The organism is Paenibacillus sp. VMFN-D1 (assembly GCF_003386155.1).
Lineage (GTDB): Bacteria > Bacillota > Bacilli > Paenibacillales > Paenibacillaceae > Paenibacillus_AQ > Paenibacillus_AQ favisporus.
On record NZ_QRDU01000005.1, the window covers coordinates 347,715 to 366,741 of the forward strand.

19 protein-coding genes are annotated in these 19,027 nt (G+C 53.0%); 10 read left to right on the top strand and 9 right to left on the bottom strand.

Annotated elements, in window-relative coordinates:
* Nucleotides 1-393 precede the first annotated feature (393 nt).
* The gene (locus tag C7820_RS27985; RefSeq protein ID WP_116233813.1) at nt 394-1,272 is read left to right on the top strand and encodes a hypothetical protein; all 879 of its coding nucleotides are present in this window, start codon (nt 394-396) and stop codon (nt 1,270-1,272) included.
* 185 nt (nt 1,273-1,457) lie between these two features.
* Nucleotides 1,458-2,951: an FGGY-family carbohydrate kinase gene (locus tag C7820_RS27990; protein ID WP_116233814.1), complete on the top strand. Its 1,494-nt coding sequence runs from the start codon at nt 1,458-1,460 to the stop codon at nt 2,949-2,951.
* Nucleotides 2,952-2,986: 35 nt separating this feature from the next.
* Here C7820_RS27990 and C7820_RS27995 read toward each other — a convergent pair whose 3' ends face one another.
* Nucleotides 2,987-3,964, bottom strand: coding sequence for a ring-cleaving dioxygenase (locus C7820_RS27995; protein ID WP_116233815.1), 978 nt, complete (start codon nt 3,962-3,964; stop codon nt 2,987-2,989).
* Nucleotides 3,965-4,252: 288 nt separating this feature from the next.
* A complete protein-coding gene (locus C7820_RS28000; protein WP_116233816.1) occupies nt 4,253-5,128 on the bottom strand; it encodes an NmrA family NAD(P)-binding protein in 876 nt (291 codons plus the stop codon).
* A 284-nt stretch (nt 5,129-5,412) separates the two neighbouring features.
* Here C7820_RS28000 and C7820_RS28005 point away from each other — a divergent pair, with 284 nt between their 5' ends.
* Nucleotides 5,413-5,943, top strand: a complete 531-nt coding sequence (locus tag C7820_RS28005; RefSeq protein ID WP_258875508.1) for a TetR/AcrR family transcriptional regulator — start codon at nt 5,413-5,415, stop codon at nt 5,941-5,943.
* Nucleotides 5,944-6,038: 95 nt separating this feature from the next.
* Complete coding sequence (locus C7820_RS28010) at nt 6,039-6,311, top strand: hypothetical protein (protein ID WP_116233818.1); 273 nt, start codon at nt 6,039-6,041, stop codon at nt 6,309-6,311.
* Nucleotides 6,312-6,315: 4 nt separating this feature from the next.
* On the opposite strand, the gene C7820_RS28015 is transcribed toward C7820_RS28010, so the two are convergent.
* Nucleotides 6,316-7,065: a class I SAM-dependent methyltransferase gene (locus tag C7820_RS28015; protein ID WP_116233819.1), complete on the bottom strand. Its 750-nt coding sequence runs from the start codon at nt 7,063-7,065 to the stop codon at nt 6,316-6,318.
* Between the two features lie 379 nt (nt 7,066-7,444).
* Here C7820_RS28015 and C7820_RS28020 point away from each other — a divergent pair, with 379 nt between their 5' ends.
* From C7820_RS28020 to C7820_RS28035, 4 genes are all read left to right on the top strand, one after another.
* Nucleotides 7,445-7,945 carry a CYTH domain-containing protein gene (locus C7820_RS28020; protein ID WP_116233820.1) on the top strand — a complete coding sequence of 167 codons (501 nt, stop codon included), beginning with the start codon at nt 7,445-7,447 and terminating at the stop codon, nt 7,943-7,945.
* 345 nt (nt 7,946-8,290) lie between these two features.
* Nucleotides 8,291-11,440 carry an ATP-binding protein gene (locus C7820_RS28025; RefSeq protein WP_116233821.1) on the top strand — a complete coding sequence of 1,050 codons (3,150 nt, stop codon included), beginning with the start codon at nt 8,291-8,293 and terminating at the stop codon, nt 11,438-11,440.
* Nucleotides 11,418-12,542: a response regulator gene (locus C7820_RS28030; RefSeq protein ID WP_116233822.1), complete on the top strand. Its 1,125-nt coding sequence runs from the start codon at nt 11,418-11,420 to the stop codon at nt 12,540-12,542. The genes C7820_RS28025 and C7820_RS28030 overlap by 23 nt, the downstream gene beginning before the upstream one ends.
* A 137-nt stretch (nt 12,543-12,679) precedes the next feature.
* A complete protein-coding gene (locus tag C7820_RS28035) occupies nt 12,680-13,093 on the top strand; it encodes a DUF6508 domain-containing protein (protein ID WP_116233823.1) in 414 nt (137 codons plus the stop codon).
* A gap of 123 nt (nt 13,094-13,216) precedes the next feature.
* Here C7820_RS28035 and C7820_RS28040 read toward each other — a convergent pair whose 3' ends face one another.
* From C7820_RS28040 to C7820_RS28060, 5 genes are all read right to left on the bottom strand, one after another.
* Nucleotides 13,217-13,987, bottom strand: coding sequence for a DUF817 domain-containing protein (locus C7820_RS28040; protein ID WP_116233959.1), 771 nt, complete (start codon nt 13,985-13,987; stop codon nt 13,217-13,219).
* Nucleotides 13,988-14,009: 22 nt separating this feature from the next.
* Nucleotides 14,010-14,234, bottom strand: coding sequence for a helix-turn-helix domain-containing protein (locus C7820_RS28045; protein WP_105441995.1), 225 nt, complete (start codon nt 14,232-14,234; stop codon nt 14,010-14,012).
* A gap of 10 nt (nt 14,235-14,244) precedes the next feature.
* Nucleotides 14,245-14,727 carry a DUF2975 domain-containing protein gene (locus tag C7820_RS28050; protein WP_105441994.1) on the bottom strand — a complete coding sequence of 161 codons (483 nt, stop codon included), beginning with the start codon at nt 14,725-14,727 and terminating at the stop codon, nt 14,245-14,247.
* A 172-nt stretch (nt 14,728-14,899) separates the two neighbouring features.
* A complete protein-coding gene (locus C7820_RS28055; protein ID WP_116233824.1) occupies nt 14,900-15,658 on the bottom strand; it encodes a YheC/YheD family protein in 759 nt (252 codons plus the stop codon).
* A 239-nt stretch (nt 15,659-15,897) separates the two neighbouring features.
* The gene (locus tag C7820_RS28060) at nt 15,898-16,278 is read right to left on the bottom strand and encodes a carboxymuconolactone decarboxylase family protein (RefSeq protein ID WP_116233825.1); all 381 of its coding nucleotides are present in this window, start codon (nt 16,276-16,278) and stop codon (nt 15,898-15,900) included.
* 183 nt (nt 16,279-16,461) lie between these two features.
* Here C7820_RS28060 and C7820_RS28065 point away from each other — a divergent pair, with 183 nt between their 5' ends.
* Complete coding sequence (locus C7820_RS28065) at nt 16,462-16,869, top strand: MerR family transcriptional regulator (RefSeq protein ID WP_116233826.1); 408 nt, start codon at nt 16,462-16,464, stop codon at nt 16,867-16,869.
* A gap of 339 nt (nt 16,870-17,208) precedes the next feature.
* The gene (locus C7820_RS28070; protein WP_116233827.1) at nt 17,209-18,021 is read left to right on the top strand and encodes an SDR family oxidoreductase; all 813 of its coding nucleotides are present in this window, start codon (nt 17,209-17,211) and stop codon (nt 18,019-18,021) included.
* Between the two features lie 676 nt (nt 18,022-18,697).
* On the opposite strand, the gene C7820_RS33725 is transcribed toward C7820_RS28070, so the two are convergent.
* Nucleotides 18,698-19,027: hypothetical protein (locus tag C7820_RS33725; protein WP_220376679.1), on the bottom strand; the 330-nt coding region annotated here is incomplete at its 5' end.

The following is a 19,027-nucleotide window of genomic DNA, read 5'->3' on the forward strand; positions in this document are numbered from 1 at the left end:
AGCAGCCCATTCATTTGAAGACAGACGGGCTGCTTGATGTTGTTTTGCCGTCCAAGGGGCTATCTTCGCTACAATCGAACTCGATCTCTTTTCTATTCCTCCGTTTGAAATGTCACGCCTCCGTTTTTTCGCATAGGTACATATTCATATAAATAGGAGGAGCTGCGGTAATTTGCAGTGTGTTGGTACTTTTAGAAAAATATTACCAGCAAGACCTATTTTGAAAACCGCTGTCGGCACATCGGATTTAAAATTTTATAGACGAAAAGAATCATTTTTCCGGGAAATTTGATGAAATGGATGTACGCAGTGTGCGGTCTAGTATACGATCAAACGGAGCTTTTGGCTGATTCCATAAATAAAGTCGAATGAAATGATAACGGAGGGATAGCAATGAAAATATCGAAGTCGATGATCGCAAAGATAATACTTGGGGGCGTCTGCTTGGTAGGCATCGGATGCACCGACCGAACATTGAGCTCGGCAGATGGCGTGTTGGATCAAACGAAACAGAACGGCAGCGAAATCGTCGTTCCGCATAATGAGCGCTTGTTTTTGTCCACCGACAAGAAGTGGATTAATGAGGAGGGGCATCAGTCCGACCTGATCCGGCTGCAGTGGACGGCCGACCGCGCCAAACCCGCGATTGCCTGGGCCGACGAAAACGGGAAGGACAAGACTGCCATCATTTCCCACGACAAAGCGAATAATCCCGAGCAGCACGACCATAAACACCTCTCGTTTGAGACGACGATGTCGCCGGACGGTCAATATGCGGACCAACTGTTCACGCGGCTGGAAATCCCCTATGACATGGACGTCAGCGAAATCCGTACCCAATCATCCAATTTTAATGTGATGAACGGCATCCTGCGGGTTGCGGGCGAAACCGGGTCGAACCGGGACATCCAGTTCAGCGTTGCGGGCGAAGACAACAAAACGACCCCGAGATGGGCCGTTCGGGCGGACAGCACGAAAGAGAAGGGCGGGAACACAGGGTCCGACCTCCAATTCGTCCGCTATGGCGACGACGGCGAAGTGGTCGATTCCCCGCTGACCATGCAGCGGAGCGACGGGAATGTCGGAATCGGCACGGACGAACCGGACACCAAGCTGGATGTGAACGGAGACAAGCTCCGCATCCGTGAGAAGCATACGCCGAAATCATCCACCGAGCCCTGCAGTCAGGGACAAATGGCCTGGGACGACCAGTACGTATATGTGTGTGTTGCCCAAGACAACTGGAAGCGGACGGAACTCTCGTCCTGGTAAGGACTGCTCTCCCCGGCGGATGCTGGATACCCCGGCAGCGTATGCTGTTGGGGGCGTGGGGCAGTGTGATGCACGTCCCGGGCTGGGAGGGTGTTATCTTCAAATCTTACATGCTACGATTGGGGTATAAAAAAATATACATAAGGCTCCCGTAGAGGAGCCCTTTTTGGAGAGGAGGAATCGGGATGCTGCTTTCTTTGGATATCGGCACGACTCATATCAAGGCAGGGGTGTTCGGGAACGACGGCTCGGAAATGGCCGTCGTCTCGGCACCGAACCCGAAGGCGCAGGGCCCCTCCGGTACCACTGTCTATGACCCGGATGTGCTGTGGGAGACCGCAGCCGGTTTGATCCAGCAGGCGGTAGAGCGTCTTGGAGAGCGGGACAAAGCGATCGATGCCGTCGGAATTACGAGTATGGCGGAGAGCGGCCTGCTGCTGAACCCAGCGGATGGGAGAGCGCGCACTCCGATGCTGCCCTGGTTCGAAACCTGCTCGGCACCGCAGGCGGAGCGGATCAGGCAGGAGGTGGATGAACGGGAGCTCTTCCGCATGACCGGACTGCGCCCGTCGTTCAAACACGGCCTGCCGAAGCTGCTGTGGCTGCGGGAAGCGTGCCCGGACGCCTTTGACGGCAGCGTATGGCTGTCCGCCGCGTCATATATCGCTTACCGGCTGACCGGCAGGATCGCCGAGGATGAGACGCTGGCGGCCAGAACCTACGCATACCGGATTGACAGCCGCGCCTGGAATGAGCCGCTGATCCGCAGCTTCGGACTGGATCCGGAGCTGTTTCCACCCATTCAGCCGGCGGGAACGCCGGTGGGCACGGTGCTGCCGGCCATGGAAGGCCTCGGCCTCGGCAAAGCGCCGGTCATCCTGGCCGGACATGACCATGTGTGCGCCTCGCTGGCCTGCCCGGACGGCCCGGACAGCACGTACAATTCGATGGGGACCGCCGAAACGCTGGTCGGGACGTTCCCCCTGCGTCCCCTGGGGGATGCCGACGATGCATCGGGCTTGTCTTTCGGCATTCACCCGGTGCCGGGCCGCATGTACTGGATGGGAGGACATTCTTCGTCCGGCGGTTCGGTGGAGTGGGCCCGCGAAGCCTTGTCGGATGCCGGCATGTCCTACCCGGATATGATGCGGCTGCTGGATGAGGCGGACCGGCAGCCCACCGGCATTTTGTATTATCCGTATTTGACCGGAAGCGGCGCCCCGCATCCCGAGCCCGGTGCCCGGGCCGCATTCATCGGATTGGACGCCAAGCATAAGAAGGGGGACCTGATCCGGGCGGTGCTGGAAGGAAACGCCTATCAGCTGGAGCTGCTGCGGGAGCGCGCCGAACGGGTCGGCGGCAGTCCGATCCGGCGGATGCACGTGGTCGGCGGTGGAGCCCGGAACAGCCACTGGCTGCAGATCAAGGCCGATGTATCGGGCGTCCGCCTGACCATGACCGGCGCAGCGGAGGCCTCGCTGCTCGGGGCTGCCCTGGCCGCCGCCGTCGGGGCCGGCCTGTACCCGTCCTTCCGCGAAGCGGCTGCTGCCGTAACCTACCCCGAGGCGAAGGTGTACGAACCTGATCCGGAACGCCATCTGATGTACCGGAAGCTGTACGAGCAAGGCTTTCTCGGCCTGCTCCAGCCCTTGCTGTCCTATTACAAAAGCAGCTCCTGACCGAAATCAGGAGCTGCTTTTTATAAACTAACGCCTTATTCTTTTGTAAATTCAATCGTGCTGCGCACGGTGTCAATCGGACGCACCAGCTTTTCGATCTGCTCGCGTTTCGGCTCCAGGAATGGAGGCAGGGACAGCTTTTCGCCCAGCGTTTCGTAAGTCTCGTCGCCCATAAAGCCAGGGCCGTCGGTCGCCAGCTCGAACAGAATTTGCGGTGCCACCCGCGCATACAGTGACTCAAAGAAGTGACGATTCACGTAACCCGAAGTCGAGAACCCGAATTCGTCCAGGCGGGTAATCCATTGTTCCAGCACGGCGCGGTCTTCTACTCGGAATGCCGCGTGATGCACCGTACCGAAGCCCTGGCGGGCTGGCGGCAGCACCGCATTATATTCCACGACGACCTGAGCCCCATTGCCGCCTTCACCGACTTCAAAGAGGTGGTAGGAGCCTTCCTGGCCGATTTCTTTGAACTCGAATACTTTCTCCAGCATTTCTTTGAAGTAATCGAAATTGGCGATTCTCACAAAGACCGGGCCCAAGCCCGTGATGGCGTACTCCAGCGGGATTGGCCCTTTTTCCCACGGCGTTCCGGAAGGAACACCCTCGTTGTGCTCGTCGGAAATGAGCTGGTACTGCTGGTCGTCGAAGTCGACGAAGGAGAGCGTATTTTTACCAAACATCTCTTTAATGCCGTAATGCTGCACGTTGAGACGGTCAAAGCGCTTCACCCAATAGCTCAATGCCGCATCGCTCGGAACGCGGAACGACGTTTTGGCGATTTCGTTGGTGCCGTGAACGCCTTTCGGAATGCCGGGAAAATCAAAGAATGTCATGTCGGTTCCCGCGCTTCCTTTGTCATCGGCAAAGAACAAATGGTAAGTCTGGATGTCGTCCTGGTTTACCGTTTTTTTGACCAGGCGCATGCCCAGCACATAGGTGAAAAACTGATAGTTTTTTTCCGCGCTGCTCGTAATCGCAGTCACGTGGTGAATTCCTTTTAATCCGTTCATCATAATTCCTCCTTATAATTAAGCTTCCCTTAAAACTGTTTTTCCATGAATGAAATGGCTTGCGCCAATTTCTTGTTATAAAGAATCTTTAATTTAAGATAAATATAGCACGTTGTTTCCGATGTGTCAAACGTTTGGCGATTCATCGGCAAAAACCTAGAGATCTATGGCAAATTATCGGGATAACCCGCTGAAATTTATAAATTCTATATTCATAATAAACACCCGGTATCGCTGGACACCGGGTTTCGCATGCATAGATTTCTTTTGGTCATTTTTCAAGTGACATCAGGGGGCTAGGACAGCCGGCTTGAACACTTCTTCACACCATGTGCGGAAGCTGGTGTCAGAAGGCTGTGCCTTTTGTACATCGTCGTTGTAGATGCCTTCATTTTGGGCAATGACCATATCCATGTAGTCCTTGACCCAAGCCTCCGTTCCAAACCGGGATAGGGTAGCTTCATACTCCGCAATGGAAACCTGCTGAAAGCGAATCGGACGCTCGAGCACTTCGGACAAGACATGCGCCATTTCATTGGGTGTTAAAGAATCGGGGCTGACGACCGGGATACTGTCTTGACCGCTCCAGGATTCATCGAGCAAGAGTGCTGCTGCTGTCGAGGCGATATCCCGGGTTGCGCAGAGCGGGAGCACCTGATCTCCAGCCATAGGCATATAGAACGTTCCGTGGCTTTTGATGGATTCCAGATCATGAAACATATTTTCCATAAAGTACGGCATACGCAGTGAACGATAGCTTACACCTGTGCTTTCGATAAGAGCGTCCATCTCAAACGCTGCGGTTAATATCCCGGCATGTCTGCCGAAGCCACGCCCCAAGCTGGACACGCCCACAACTCTTTTTACTCCAAGGCTCTGGATGGCTTGGCAAGCCGGTCTGGTGAAATTCAAATAGTATTCCGTGGAGTTACCCGATTGAGGGTTCGGAGGCACCAGCCAAAGAACACTCTCTGCACCTGCGAATGCTTTCGAGACGACATCCATGTCATCGTGTGATCCCTGAAAGACTTCGACACGGTCGCGCACTCGCTGCGGCAGCCGGGAAGGGTCCCGGGCAATGACCCGGATCGGCTTCCCGCTATCAACGATGCGTTCAAGGACTTGCTGGCCGATTTGACCAGTGGGAGTCGTAATAACGATCATGAACAATTCATCCTTTCATCGGTTATGGCTGGCCCAACTTATAAGAGAGAGCAGCTAATTAACAGTGTTGTTTAAGCATCATTTTCGGCTAAACTATACTGTATACATGATATTAGTTTGGTTCAGCCATGCAGGCAATCAGCAGGAAGCCGTTTTCGTTGTGTAGGCAACATCTGCACGATTATGTTGTTTATTAGGTTATAAGTCCAAGGAGTGATAGCATGCCAGTAAACCCAAACGATCCCCGCGTCAAGCGCACGCGTCAGTTATTACTGCAATCCTTTATGGAGCTGATCGAGCAAAAGAAAAATATTTACTCCATTTCCGTGCAGGACATTACCGATCGCGCGACGGTTAATCGGGCCACGTTTTATGCGCATTTCGAAGATAAGTATGCTTTCCTGGAGTGTTGGATGAGGCAAAAATTCCAAAAGAAACTGGAGAGGGAATTACCTAATCACTCCATATCCAATATGAGCAGCTTGAGGTCTTTGATCCAAATCGTTTTTGATTTTCTTGCCCTGACCCGGCAATATATGATTCGTACTCCGGAGAACAGTCCGTATGAACCGCTGTTTGAAAGCGCCATTCATAAAGAACTCTATCAACTCCTGTTCACATGGCTGAGCGAAGAAGCGAAGACGCCGGAGGCAAAAAAAGCGGTGGAATCCACGGCTCTCCTCATAAGCTGGGGCATATTGGGGACAGCCATTCAGTGGAGCAGAGACCCTGAGCATCGCCCGGCGGAAGAGATGGTGCAGGAAATGCTGGTGGTCGTGGCGGCGGGATTGGCTCCCGTTTTGGAACAATCTTAAAAGATGATCGTTAACGGTGGTCATAATACGATGATAAAAGACAGCAGCTGACCCTAAAGATCAGCTGCTGTCTGTGCGCTAAGGAGGCTATGAAGATGAAGAAACGGATTCTAGCCATGCTGACGCTCAGCTTTATGGTTGGCTGCACGGCAAAGCATAATATGTTTACTATTGAAGGAGAGATCGATACCATAAATTCAGATCTTAAAGAGATCTGCGTCAAGGGTACCTGTGTTCCAGTATCGAAGAATATCGATGAATTCAAAGTCCATGACCGCGTGATCCTCAGGCTGGAGAGCAGCTATACCAGTCAGGACGTGTACGATCCGAAACATATCAAAGTGTTAAGTGTTGAGAAGGTTCCATAAACCTTCATTTATAAGCGATGATCATAAACCGGTCGGCATTCGTCTGGATTCCTTTCGGCGTCTGATGTTCGGCAATAAAGCGGTGCAGCGTCTGAAAATCCGACTCCGTCTGCCCAAAGCCGGGGATGATCGGGGTGTGCTTCAGCAAAAATATCAAGTCTTCGGCCGTCGCATAATACTCCACCGCATCGTATTGCCGACAATCAATCTGCCGGAATCCGGCTTCCTTCAGTTCGGCGGCATACCGCTCCATAAGCGTTCCCCGCTTGGCATTCCCGGATTGGCCTCTGCCGAAGACTTGCGCCAGATTGCGTTTATCGCTTTCGCCGACCTGCTGGGTGAGGAACACCCCGTCATCCGCCAGCACCCGGGCCACTTCGGCCGCATTGAACTCCGAATGCCTGCAGCTGATCACCTGAAAGAATCGTTCAGGGAAATGGAGCTCGGACGCCTCCATGGGCAAGAAGCGGATGTTAGCCCTGCCGGATCGTTCACGGTTCCGGTTGGCGGTTTGGATCATGGCCTCCGAATGGTCGATGCCGATCAGAAGCTGAGCCGCATCCGCCATGCGCAGCAGAGCCTCGCCGCCTCCGGTGCCGATATCCAGCACAATGTCACCGGCTTTGCAGCGGGAGGAAACTTCGCTCCAAAAATTCCACAGAGCATCTTCCACGATCACGCTCAATCGGCTGAAATCCCAGCCGTTCATTTGGCCGACTTCATTGTAAAATTTTTTATAATCAAAAGAATCCATAGATGATTCCACCTTTCAAAAAGTAAGAGAATAGTGACGCATGCAGACGTTGCCGGTTCGTTTCCAAATGGATCAAAGGACAGACGTGTCCCTTGATAGCTGGTACGCGTTTTGACCCAGCCCGGAAATTACATACCTCGAACGAAATGCAGTGCCACGATTCGCTTCACCCCTTTGAAAGAATAGTTACATTATAAAAGGCCTAAATCCCGGAACACAAGGGTAAACGGCAAATCCAATGATTGTCCTCCTATGGATTCGTTCGTATAATGGGTAATGCTATGTTGTGGATGAAGTGTATGGGGTAAGGCTTAACATCAAAATGAATGGATGGATAGAGCCGGGTATCGGCTTAACCATTTTCAAGGGGGAACAGCGGGTGCCGTTAGAAATTGAACGCAAATTTTTGCTGCCGGAATTCCCGGCGACTCAGGTTAAGGAAGGAAAACTGCGGATCGTCAAGGAGCAGCTGATCGAGCAGACGTATCTTGCGCTGTATGAAGATCAGGAACTGAGGGTTCGGAAAATAACCGACGCTGCCAGCGGAGGCGTAGAGTATACGCATACGTTCAAGAGAGGGTTCGGCATCGCCCGGGAAGAGGTGGAGGTATCCATCGCCGGCGGCTTGTATGATCAGATGATTCAGGCCCATGGCGCCGTCCCTTTGATCAAAAAGCGTTCTACGGCGCTGTGGGATGGCGTGCAGGTGGAGATCGATGAGTACGATCAAATCCAGCTGATGGTGCTGGAAGTGGAGTTCGGCTCGGAGGAAGAGGCCGAAAGCTTCATTCCCCCGGCATGGTTCGGGCAGGACATCAGCACGGATAAGGAATACAGCAACAAGAAGGTTTGGCGTGAGCTTCAGTCCCGGCGAAGTTAGGAATTATGAAGCTCGATTGGCCACGGGACGGATCCAGTTGTGGCCGGGAATCAAGAGACCGAAAGGTCTCTTTTTTTGATCCAAGGATGTGATGCTTCGGACACCTGGATTCCTTAAATCGTAAGAAAAGCTGCCATAGTACAACGGGTTGGCTTCCATGAATGACGCCGATAGACGTTTTTTATTTTTGATGGTTAAAAAAATGTTTTTTTGGAGGGGGGCTTTTTATTACGTTTTGGGCTCACGGCGCCGACATAAAGTATAGCGGTTGCTTTGACGGAATAAAGCGCGCGAAAAGCGGCTTGAATATAGGCTTACCTTGCGTAAAGCCCGGGGAGCGTTGGGATGAAAAGGCAATGGATTATTTTTATCATCGGCATGCTGCTGGTGCTGTTTCTGCCGGTGTACGCCGTTTGGCAGCAGTTTGTGATGGACAGGCAGCCTACGGCGGTGGAAGGGCTCCTTGACCTCAGCAAGCTGGATCTCCGGAATCACGGAGCGATCAGCTTGAACGGGGAGTGGGAATTTTACCGGAACCAGCTGCTGACTCCAAAGGATTTTGACCGCACCATCACCGTCAAGGAAGACGATCGTCCAAGGCTGTCCGGGATGGCACGCCTGCCGGGCGCTTGGAACGATTATATTGCGGAGGACGGACAGCGAATGGCCGAGGGCTACGGGACGTTTCGCCTGATCGTTCAGGTCAAGCCGGGGCAAGCGCTGACGTACGGCCTGCAGACGAACAATATCCGTTCCGCCAGCCGGGTGTTCATGGGCGGTTACGAGATTGGAGCCAGCGGAAATCCTGGGCGTACCGCCGATGACGGCGTTCAGAATAACGTTCCCTTCTTGGGTTTTGCCACCCTTTCAGGCGGACGGATCGAAATTATCGTTCAGGTCGCCAATTACTTGTATACCACCGGCGGCGTATTTACGCCAATCCTGTTCGGGGAGCAGCACGCGATTATGCAGAGCAAGGAGCTGTATTTGTTCGCCGACTGGATGACGATCGCCGGATTTTTTACCGCCGCCCTATATTTTCTCGGATTTCAGCAAATCCGCAAGAAGGAGCCGGCCTCCCTGTACCTGGGGTTGTTTTGCCTGGCGGCGATTATTTATGTCCTGCTGCACGGGGAGAAGCTGATCGCAGGCTTTTGGCCTGGCCTATCCTATGAGTGGATCTTAAAGAGCCAGCTGATCATATCCGCGCTGATCTACTATTTTTTATTAAAGTTTGTGTCCGCTTCGGTACGCGGCGGTGTTCATCCCATCGTCATGCGTTCTTACGCGTTTCTCGGCGGGGCATCCATCGCGGTTGCGATTATTTTCCCCAGTATTTTGTTCTCCAAAATCGAACCTTTGCTGGTCGCCTTCTCTGCGTCATGCATCGCCTACATCATCGGCATCATGCTGCGGGACCTCCGCCGGCGGCGAAATTCGGGAGAATACCTGCTGACGATTCTCGGTATCATCAGCATCCTCATGGTTATTATCACCAACCTGCTCCCGTTGATCGGGGTCTACGAAGGCATGGTTTTTACTCCCGTAGAAATGTTGATGTTCGTCGTGACTCAGTCGGCCCTGCTCGCCCGGCGCTATGACCGAACGTTTAATGAAGTGGAGCAGCTGTCCCGCAGGCTCCTGACCCTGGATGGTTTGAAGGATGAGTTTATGGCGAACACCTCCCATGAGCTGCGGACGCCTGTGCACGGAATGGTCAACATGGCCCAATCCTTGCTGGAAGGGGCCTCCGGGGAACTGAACCGGGAGCAGCGCGGCAATCTCAAGCTGATCATGACGACAGGGAAGCGGCTGACGCTCCTGATCAACGATATTTTGGATTTTGCCAAGCTGAAGAACGGGGAGATCGTCATGAGGAGGCAGCCCGTCGATTTGGCTTCGGTGACCGGTTCCGTGCTGGAGATCATCCGCAATCTCGCGGGGAGCAAACGAATCATGCTGGAGGAAAGCCTGCCGGAGGATCTGCCTTTCCTGCTGACGGACGAGGACCGTCTTCAGCAGATTTTGTTTAATCTCCTCGGCAATGCGGTGAAGAATACTTCCAGTGGAAGTATCCGGATTGCGGCCGGCAAACGGGGCGACGCCGTACATATCTCAGTGGCCGACACCGGGATTGGCATTGCGGCAGAGCGGCTGGAGGCTATTTTTACCCCGTTCGATCAGCTGGACATGCCGGAGGGGCACGAATCTTCCGGCACCGGCCTTGGGCTCAGCATTACCAAAAGGCTCGTTGAGCTGAGCGGCGGCCGCATTTGGGTCGAATCGCAGCTGGGACGGGGCTCAACCTTTCATTTCACCGTTCCTGCCGCCGGTCCAAGACCGAAAACGGCAGATCGCGCAGCAGCCGGCATCTCTTCGGAACGCATCCGCGAGGAAACGGCTGCGTCGCTGGCGCCTGCGGATCCGCAGATGCCTGATCACGGGGCGGAACGCGCAACCGTCCTGATGGTGGACGACGATCCCGTTAATCTTCAGGTGCTGCGCAATCTGCTGTCACTCGAGGGCTACCGGTTGATGACGGCCAGCAACGGGCAGGAGGCACTGGAAAAGATCCAGTCCGGGCAGTCGATCGATCTGGTCATTGCCGATTGGATGATGCCGGGCATGTCGGGCCTGGACCTGTGCCGAAGTGTGCGACGGCAGTTTTCCCTGTCGGCCCTTCCCATTCTTCTTCTGACGGCCAGAAGCCTGCCGGAGGATGTCCGCATCGGGCTGTCGGCCGGAGCGAACGATTTTCTGCGCAAGCCGGTTGATGCCGAAGAGCTGCGGGCCAGGGTCAGAACGCTGCTGGAGCTGCGCAGGTCGGTCCGGAACGCCATTTCGGCGGAAATGGCCTTTCTGCAGGCCCAGATTAAGCCGCATTTTCTGTATAATGCGCTGAATACGATGATTGCCCTGCTGCCGATCGACCCGGAGAAGACGGCGGAATTGCTTCACGAGCTCAGCCGATATTTGCGGGGGAGCTTCGATTTCCGCAACCGGGACCAGCTGACCGTCCTTCGCCAGGAGATGGCCTTGGTTACGTCCTACTTAAACCTGGAGAAGGCCCGGTTTGAGGACCGACTGCAGGTCGACTACGACATTCAGGCGGATATGAATCGTCTGTTGCCCCCGCTCACGATCCAGCCGATCGTTGAAAATGCGGTCAGGCATGGAATCATGCGCATGGAAGAGGGCGGCAGGGTTCGGATATCGGTGCGAGAGCTGGAAGAGCGGGTGGAAATCACCGTTGAGGACAATGGGATTGGCATGACGCCGGAACGGATGGAAGCTGTGCGGGAAGGCAGAGCCGGGAACGGCGTAGGGCTGAAAAATATTAACGCCCGCCTGCTGACGCTGTTTGGTACGGAGCTTATGATCGACAGCGATCCGGAGCGTGGAACCGTGGTCCGTTTCCAAGTGCCGAAGCAGAAACAGCGTGACTCTCGGATGACACAAGAGGAGGACAGGCATGAGAGCGATATTGGTCGATGACGAAAATCCGGCGCTGCTTCAGTTGGAGCGGCTGATTCAAGGGGACGGGCGAATCGAGATCGCCGGCAAATTTACTCAGGTACGGGCGGCACTGGAACATGCCGAGGGGATTCCGGTGGACATCGCGTTTCTGGATATCGAGATGCCCGGTCTGAACGGGCTGGAGGCGGCGGAACGCCTGCACGCTATGCATCCCGGCATTCAGGTGGTGTTCGTGACGGCGTACAATCAATACGCGATTGAAGCGTTCGAGGTAAACGCGATTGACTATCTGCTAAAGCCGGTCGATCCCGAACGGTTTGCCAAAACCGTGAGCCGGCTCGAGGCGCGTTTGGCGCCCCAGCAGCAGACGGCGGCACCTGTCCTTGTCCGGCAGGATCCCCAAATCATTTGCTTTAAGCGGATTGAGGTATTGGATGGCACGGGGAGCGGCAGCCGGCTCAAATGGCGGACGCAGAAAGCGCAGGAGCTGTTCGCCCTACTGGTGCATCACCGCAACCGGTGGGTCGCGAAGGACCAGATTTTGATGACCCTATGGCCGGAACTCTCTGCCGATAAGGCGGTGACCCAGCTGCATACTTCCGTGTACCAGGTCCGCAAAATGCTGAAAGCCTGGGGACTGGGCTCCACCGTGGATTACTCTCATGAGAGCTATTGTCTGGTTCAGCGGGAAGTCGAGGTGGACGTGGACCGGTTCCTGAGGGATACTGCCATGGAAGAAATCCGTGACCTGCGCGACTTGCAGCGCCTGCAGAGCGGACTGGCCCAATATCAGGGCGACTATCTTGAGGAGCATGATTACGGCTGGGCGATGTCGGCCCGCGAGGAGCTTCGGCGCCAATTCGTGCGTTCCAGCCTGCTGGCCGCCGAATATGAACAAGCCGTCGGACAGGCGCGCAGGGCGCTGGACCGGCTGCTGGGCCTGCAGAGCGTCGAACCTTTTTCGGATGAGGTATGCCGGAAAGTTCTGATGAGTTACCTTCAGGCCGGCGAAACAGGCGAGGCACAGAGGCATTACGATGCGTTTGTACGGGTCCTGTCCGAGGAGCTGGACGCTGAGCCGGAGCTGGAGACAGTGATGTTGGCGGAGCAAATTTTCTAGCCGTACAAGTACACCTCACCTCCGGACCAATATAGGCGCACCCAATGACCAGATTGTATGAATCGCCTAATCGATGTCCTTTTCGGGAAGCGCAGCTTACGGCAGCTGTGATATGTTAGAACCAAGGAGGGAAGGCAATGGTGGGTTTTCAGGAGCAGGAGCTGCAGGAATGGATCCGTTATTTTGAAAATAAAGACACTTCCTTCTGCACATGGGCCGGAGGCACCCAAAGCGAGGAAGGCGTGATAACGATGCCTTATCCGGTATACGATGCCGGTGTTCAGCGCTTCATCGCAGCCGTCAGCGGCAGTGGACTGATGATGAAGGATTATTTGCAGCAGCTCGAGAAGGGGGATGCTCTTGCGCCGGAAGCGATCAGCGGACTGGAGATGCCCCGGGATATGGAATTGCTGCGGGCGGCGCTGACCTATTTCGTCCGGCAGGAACGCTTTTGCGACGGGTTATGGGAGAAGGCGATCCGGGAAGGCATTTTCCTGAGCATTTTATATAAGCTGCGGGAGGCTGAGCGTGTATCAAGGCCGGGAACCTAACGGGGAACGACGGGATTATTCGAAAAACATACGCTGGAATAGAAAAAGCGGCCCATCCGGCCGCCTTTCTTTTTTTATATTCACTTTCGGGCTTGTGATAATCATCGCTTAAATGCCCCCGGCCTACTCTGATGGGATTTTTCCCTTTACCTGCTTTAACGTCGCTACGATCAGAAAACTGACGATTACCAACAAGAGCCATGAACTCACTTTACCAAGATGAACGAGACTCCAGGCCTCGGCCTGATTCGGGTATTGCCAGGCGCCAAAGAACGTGGCGATATTTTCTGCGATCCAAATAAAAAATCCGATAAGTACAAAGGACAGGGCAAGCGGCATACGGTAACGCGTTCCGTTGACCTCATATTGAACCCAGGACCGCCAAAAGACAAGGATGACAAGCCCGGACAACCACCAACGGACATCAATCCAGAAATGGTGTATGAAAAAATTCAAGTAGATCGCAGCCGCAAGGGGGACAACGACCGCAAACGGCGGCCAATTCATCAGTTCAACCTTGAGTCTTCTCCACGCCTGGCAAAGATAACTCGCTACGCTGGCATACATGAATCCGCTGTATAAAGGGACTCCGAATATTTTGAAATATCCTTCCCCCGGGTACGACCAAGAGCCCATATGTACCTTGAAAAGTTCAAGAGCCAGCCCGATCAGATGGAACATCGTGATCACCTTAAGTTCGTCGCGTGTTTCGAGTCCGGAGCGAACCATCCACCACTGCATCAGAAGGCAAATGATCAGCAGCCAATCATACCTGGGCAGAAACGGGAGGGGGATGATTTTCGTCAAAGCCAAGGAGGCAAAAATCACGACAGGAAACAAACAGGATAAAGCCTGCTCCCAACCGAATCGAACGAGCTGCTTGAACGCTCTGATGACCGGTGACTCCATCATTCGGCTATGATCCATCATGTTCTTCATCACTCCGATACTCTAAAATGTCTCCGGGTTGGCAATCCAACGCCTTACAAATCGCCTCTAACGTCGATAATCGAATCGCTTTCGCCTTCCCGTTCTTCAATATAGACAGGTTAGCCATGGTGATTCCTACCCGTTCCGACAACTCGGTTACGCTCATCTTCCTTTTCGCCAGCATTACATCGATATTGATTACGATAGCCATTGTTTTCACCTCAGACCGTTAAGTCATTTTCCGATTTAATATCGATCGCTTCTTTCAAAAGCCTCTGAAGAACAGCAGCAAAGAAAGCGATCACCATGGATGCAAAAATAATGACCAGTCCGATTAAAATGACACCCGGAGCGTCGTCTGCCTCCGCAATCAGATATAGGAGGGGCAAGCCGGCCACATACAAAATACTGATGGCGACCGCACAGTATTTGATATTCTTTAGCGCTCTTACGGACAACTCCGAGAAGGCTTCATTTCTGTCGATATAAATCAACAGTCTAAAGGATTGATACAGAGCGAGGTAAAAAGGGACTGCCGATGCATACAAGTCAACAAACACGAGATATTTGAGATAGGCATGATCCGGATACAATTCTGCTGCGAAATTCGCGATCCCGGGCACCACAAAAATGCACAAAGCAAGGATCGGCATGCCGATCAGAAACACAGCCACCTTTAAGAAGAGAGTCGACACCCGTTTCATAAAAACACCTCTTAATCATTATTGTTCCTCGAATTTAGCACATCATTTATCGTTTTACAATAAATAATTAATGAATAATATTATCATTTTGTTGTTAGTCAAGTTAAGGATCTCCGAACGATTGATGTATAACAAAAAAAAGCCATGTTTGTTCATGGCGTCTTGATAGCGGTTATTTGAGCCTCCCATATTGCTTTGCATAAGATAGGGTTCGATGGTATAACTTTTTGTCTTTTAAATATTTTAGCGGATAAATTTGGGGCCGTGTATTGACCTCCAATATCCACAGCTTCTCCTTGTTGTCCACCGCTACATCCATACCCAGTTCCTGAAATCCTTTGAGATGGCGGTCAAAATTTTTCGCTACCGAAACTCCTAACTGCTTCAGCGCTTCTTCCGTATTTTGAATGGAGGATGAATGAAATCCCGCACCTGTCAGCGTTGGCTGAAATAAACCGAGGCTTCCTCCCTGGTTATAGTTCGTTGCAATCTTTCCAGGACTCCCGATCTTCGCGAAGACGGCCGTACTGATCCACTCCCCTTTTTTCGTTTTCTGCACCATCACGCGAATATCGAACAGCTTTCCGTTCGTTTTAGCTAATTGGATCCCCTTCTGTAACAAATACGGCCTTTTGTTAGAAAAGCGGGAAAGCATATGATATAGCTCGTCAGCTGTTGCGAAGAAGGATTTTTCTTTCTTGAATTGGGTTTGGTACCCATTGTTCATTTTATTGATCCGAATAATACCCGCTCCACCGGAACCATGCGTTGGTTTGAAGTAAACGGTTGAATATTTGGAAAGCATGGAGAGTAGGTTTTTTCTATTAAAAGTTTCCGTGTGGGGGACATGTTTCCGTAAATCGCCCTGCTCTAATAACCAATTCGTTTTCTTCCATTTATCGCTGATCGAGCTGCTTTTGTACTTAGCCATACCTACCACCACCTTCCTGACCTAACATATGAATGCAGAGATGTGCTTGCAACGATATCTGTCTATAGATGCGGTAAGAACGGGAAAAGTTAAAGTTCTATCCGCTAGATAGATTGAACTAAAGTTTTCCATTGAACTTCCTGTTATAACGGCCCAATATGGCCCTATAACATTCATTTCTTTAGTTCATTCTATATAGCAGATCAAAAAAGGCGGCTCATCCGCCGCCCCTTCGCCCATTATATGAAATGGCGTTCTTTAAAAATCCGTTTTGCCTCAAATACCGCGTTCAGCACCCGGGGAAAGCCGGTGTACGGCGCGCATTGGATGATGGCTTCCACAATTTCGCCGGCGGTCAGCCCGACATTCAGCCCGGCGTTGATGTGCACGTTCAGCTGAGCCTCGCATCCCCCTTGCGTCGTCAGGGAAGCGATCGAAATCAGTTCGCGCTGCCTCAGGTCCAGCCCCTCCCGTGAATAAATGTCGCCAAAGGCAAATTCGATGACGTATTTCCCCAGGTCCGGGGCGATATCGCTGAGCGAGTCCATAACACGCTGCCCGCCGTCGCCATCGACCTCCAGCAGCTTTTCCCATCCGCGTTCGTAACGTTCGTTTGTCATTGTTTTTGACCTCCTGAAATGATGTTTTAACCGCTTCGTGAGTTTTATGCTACAGCTTTGAGCGCGCTCTAAAGCAAGACTTTTTTTCATGGAATTTTGCCATTCCAGGGAGACGCAAGGGATTAAAGCAGATCGAAGCAAAGGGCCTGCTATGCACAGGGGATTAAGTGATATAATGCAGCCATGGAGAACCAATATACGATTCAGCAGATTTCCCAAAAAACCGGTCTGTCCGTGCATACGCTGCGTTACTACGAGCGGATTGGCTTGTTGGAAGGGGTACCCCGGGATGAGCACGGCTACCGCCTGTACCGGGAGTCCGATTTGTTATGGGTTGAATTTTTGATGCGGTTAAGGGGAACGGGAATGCCGATCAGCGGGATGAAGCGGTTTTCGGACCTGCGGAGCGAAGGCGATTCCACGATAACGGAAAGGCGGGAAATGCTGGAGGCCCACCAGGCGCACATTCATGAGCAAATGCGGGTGCTCCGGGATCATCTGCGAAGTATTGACGACAAGATCGATCATTACAAAGGGATGGAAAAAGAAAAAAACCAGGCGGTGCCACCCAAAGTGCCGCCCGGCAAATGAGCAGGAAGAGGCCGTGCCGGCCTCTTTTTGTTGTCTGCACCATATCGTTCATTCGAGGGAATACACTAAATCTCATTCCGAGGTAGTACACTAAATCTCATTTCTAGGTAATACGCGAACGGAAATTCTTAGGCTCCCTTTGCGGCGACTGCCTATTTGCCTCCTATATCCTTAAATCTCCTTTGTCCGTCCCGCATCGGTGCTCGTCTTAGTCTGCTGCGGAGACAAACGATATAAATGATTTTATATAAACTTAACTAAAATGGTTAATATCAGTTTACATAGTTCATTCTACGCGGTATAATCTCCTTGTAAATGAGAAGACGAGGAGGAATTGGCATGAAATCGATTTTGATTACGGGTGCTTCATCAGGTATTGGAAAAGCGGCGGCACAGTTTTTTCAGCAGCAGGGGTGGAACGTCATTGCGACGATGCGTTCGCCGGAACAGGAAACCGTGCTGCGGTCCTTGGAGCGGGTGCTGGTGACCCGTTTGGACGTAGAGCGGAAGGAAACCATCGAGGCGGCGATAGCAGAGGGGATGGACCGGTTTGGGCGGATCGATGTCCTGCTGAACAACGCGGGTTATGCGGCATTCGGCGCTTTTGAAGCGGCGACGGACGCCCAGGTGCGCAAACAGTTTGATGTCAACGTCCATGGCGTGATGCAGACGACCCGGGCGCTTCTTCCTCATTTCCGGGCCCAGGGCGGCGGAACGGTGATCAACGTCTCGTCAGCCGGCGGCAGGGTGGCTTTCCCGCTGCTGTCGCTGTATCACGCGAGCAAGTGGGCGGTGGAAGGATTCTCCGAATCGCTCTACTATGAGCTGGCCGAGCTCAACATCCGGGTGAAGCTTGTGGAGCCGGGCAACGTGGCGACGGATTTTACCGGACGTTCGCTGGATGTGCTGAAGGACGATTCGCTGGAGGCGTACGCAGCCTATACCGGCACCGTTATGAAAAAACAGCTGGAGAGCTTCGAAACCCAGTCGTCCACACCAGAGCACATCGCAAAGACGATCTACGAGGCGGCGGTCGATCCTTCTCCCCGGTTCCGGTATATCGCCGGTCCGGACGCCGAGTTCCTGCTGGACTTGCGCAGCAGGGTGCCGGAGGAGGAATTTATGGCCGGTATTGCTCAGCAGTTCCGGTGATAGGGGGCGGCCCCTCCCCCAGCACCGGTGTAGGGGCTTCGCTGCTGCTCCTTCGAATCAGCTAGATAACCAAAAGAGGCGTGCCGTAAGGCGACACGCCTCTTTTTTTTGTTTCCTCCCCACAAGCTGATTATTTTTTAAGGCCACGAGCGGAGGCATTGTGCTGGTGCGGCAGCCGAAGGCGATAAAAATGGCTAGCAGCAGGATAGAGGGAGAAGGTTAGTTTCGATTATCGAACTGTAACACAGCAGTCCCCGCGACCTGAACTCCAAAGAGGGAAAGCATATGGGGTGGAAAGTCTACGTGCCGCCTTTGAAGCCGTGTTCCCACCTCTTCATCTCATCAAGGAACACGGCTTCAACAGCGGCTGGAACCCCAAATGCGTCCCTCCCCGAGCGCAAAAGTCTGGGTTTCGTTATTCCTTCTTCGAGGAAACCAGCAGCCAACCAGAAAGAGGCGTGCCGTAAGGCGACACGCCTCTTTTTTTGCCTCCTCCCCACAAGCTGGGTATTTGTTAAGGTCACGAGCAAAGGCGTTGTGCTGGTGACGTAACCGAAGGAGAAACAATTGGCTAAGCAGCAGTGAGAAGCAGATAGGGGCGTTCTAGCAGCTACCCCAAGAGTAGCAGTCCCCGCGACCTGAACTCCAAAGAGGGAAAGCATATGGGGTGGAAAGTCTACGTGCCGCCTTTGAAGCCGTGTTCCCACCTCTTCATCTCATCAAGGAACACGGCTTCAACAGCGGCTGGAACCCCAAATGCGTCCCTCCCCGAGCGCAAAAGTCTGGGTTTCGTTATTCCTTCTTCGAGGAAACCAGCAGCCAACCAGAAAGAGGCGTGCCGTAAGGCGACACGCCTCTTTTTTTGCCTCCTCCCCACAAGCTGGGTATTTGTTAAGGTCACGAGCAAAGGCGTTGTGCTGGTGACGTAACCGAAGGAGAAACAATTGGCTAAGCAGCAGTGAGAAGCAGATAGGGGCGTTCTAGCAGCTACCCCAAGAGTAGCAGT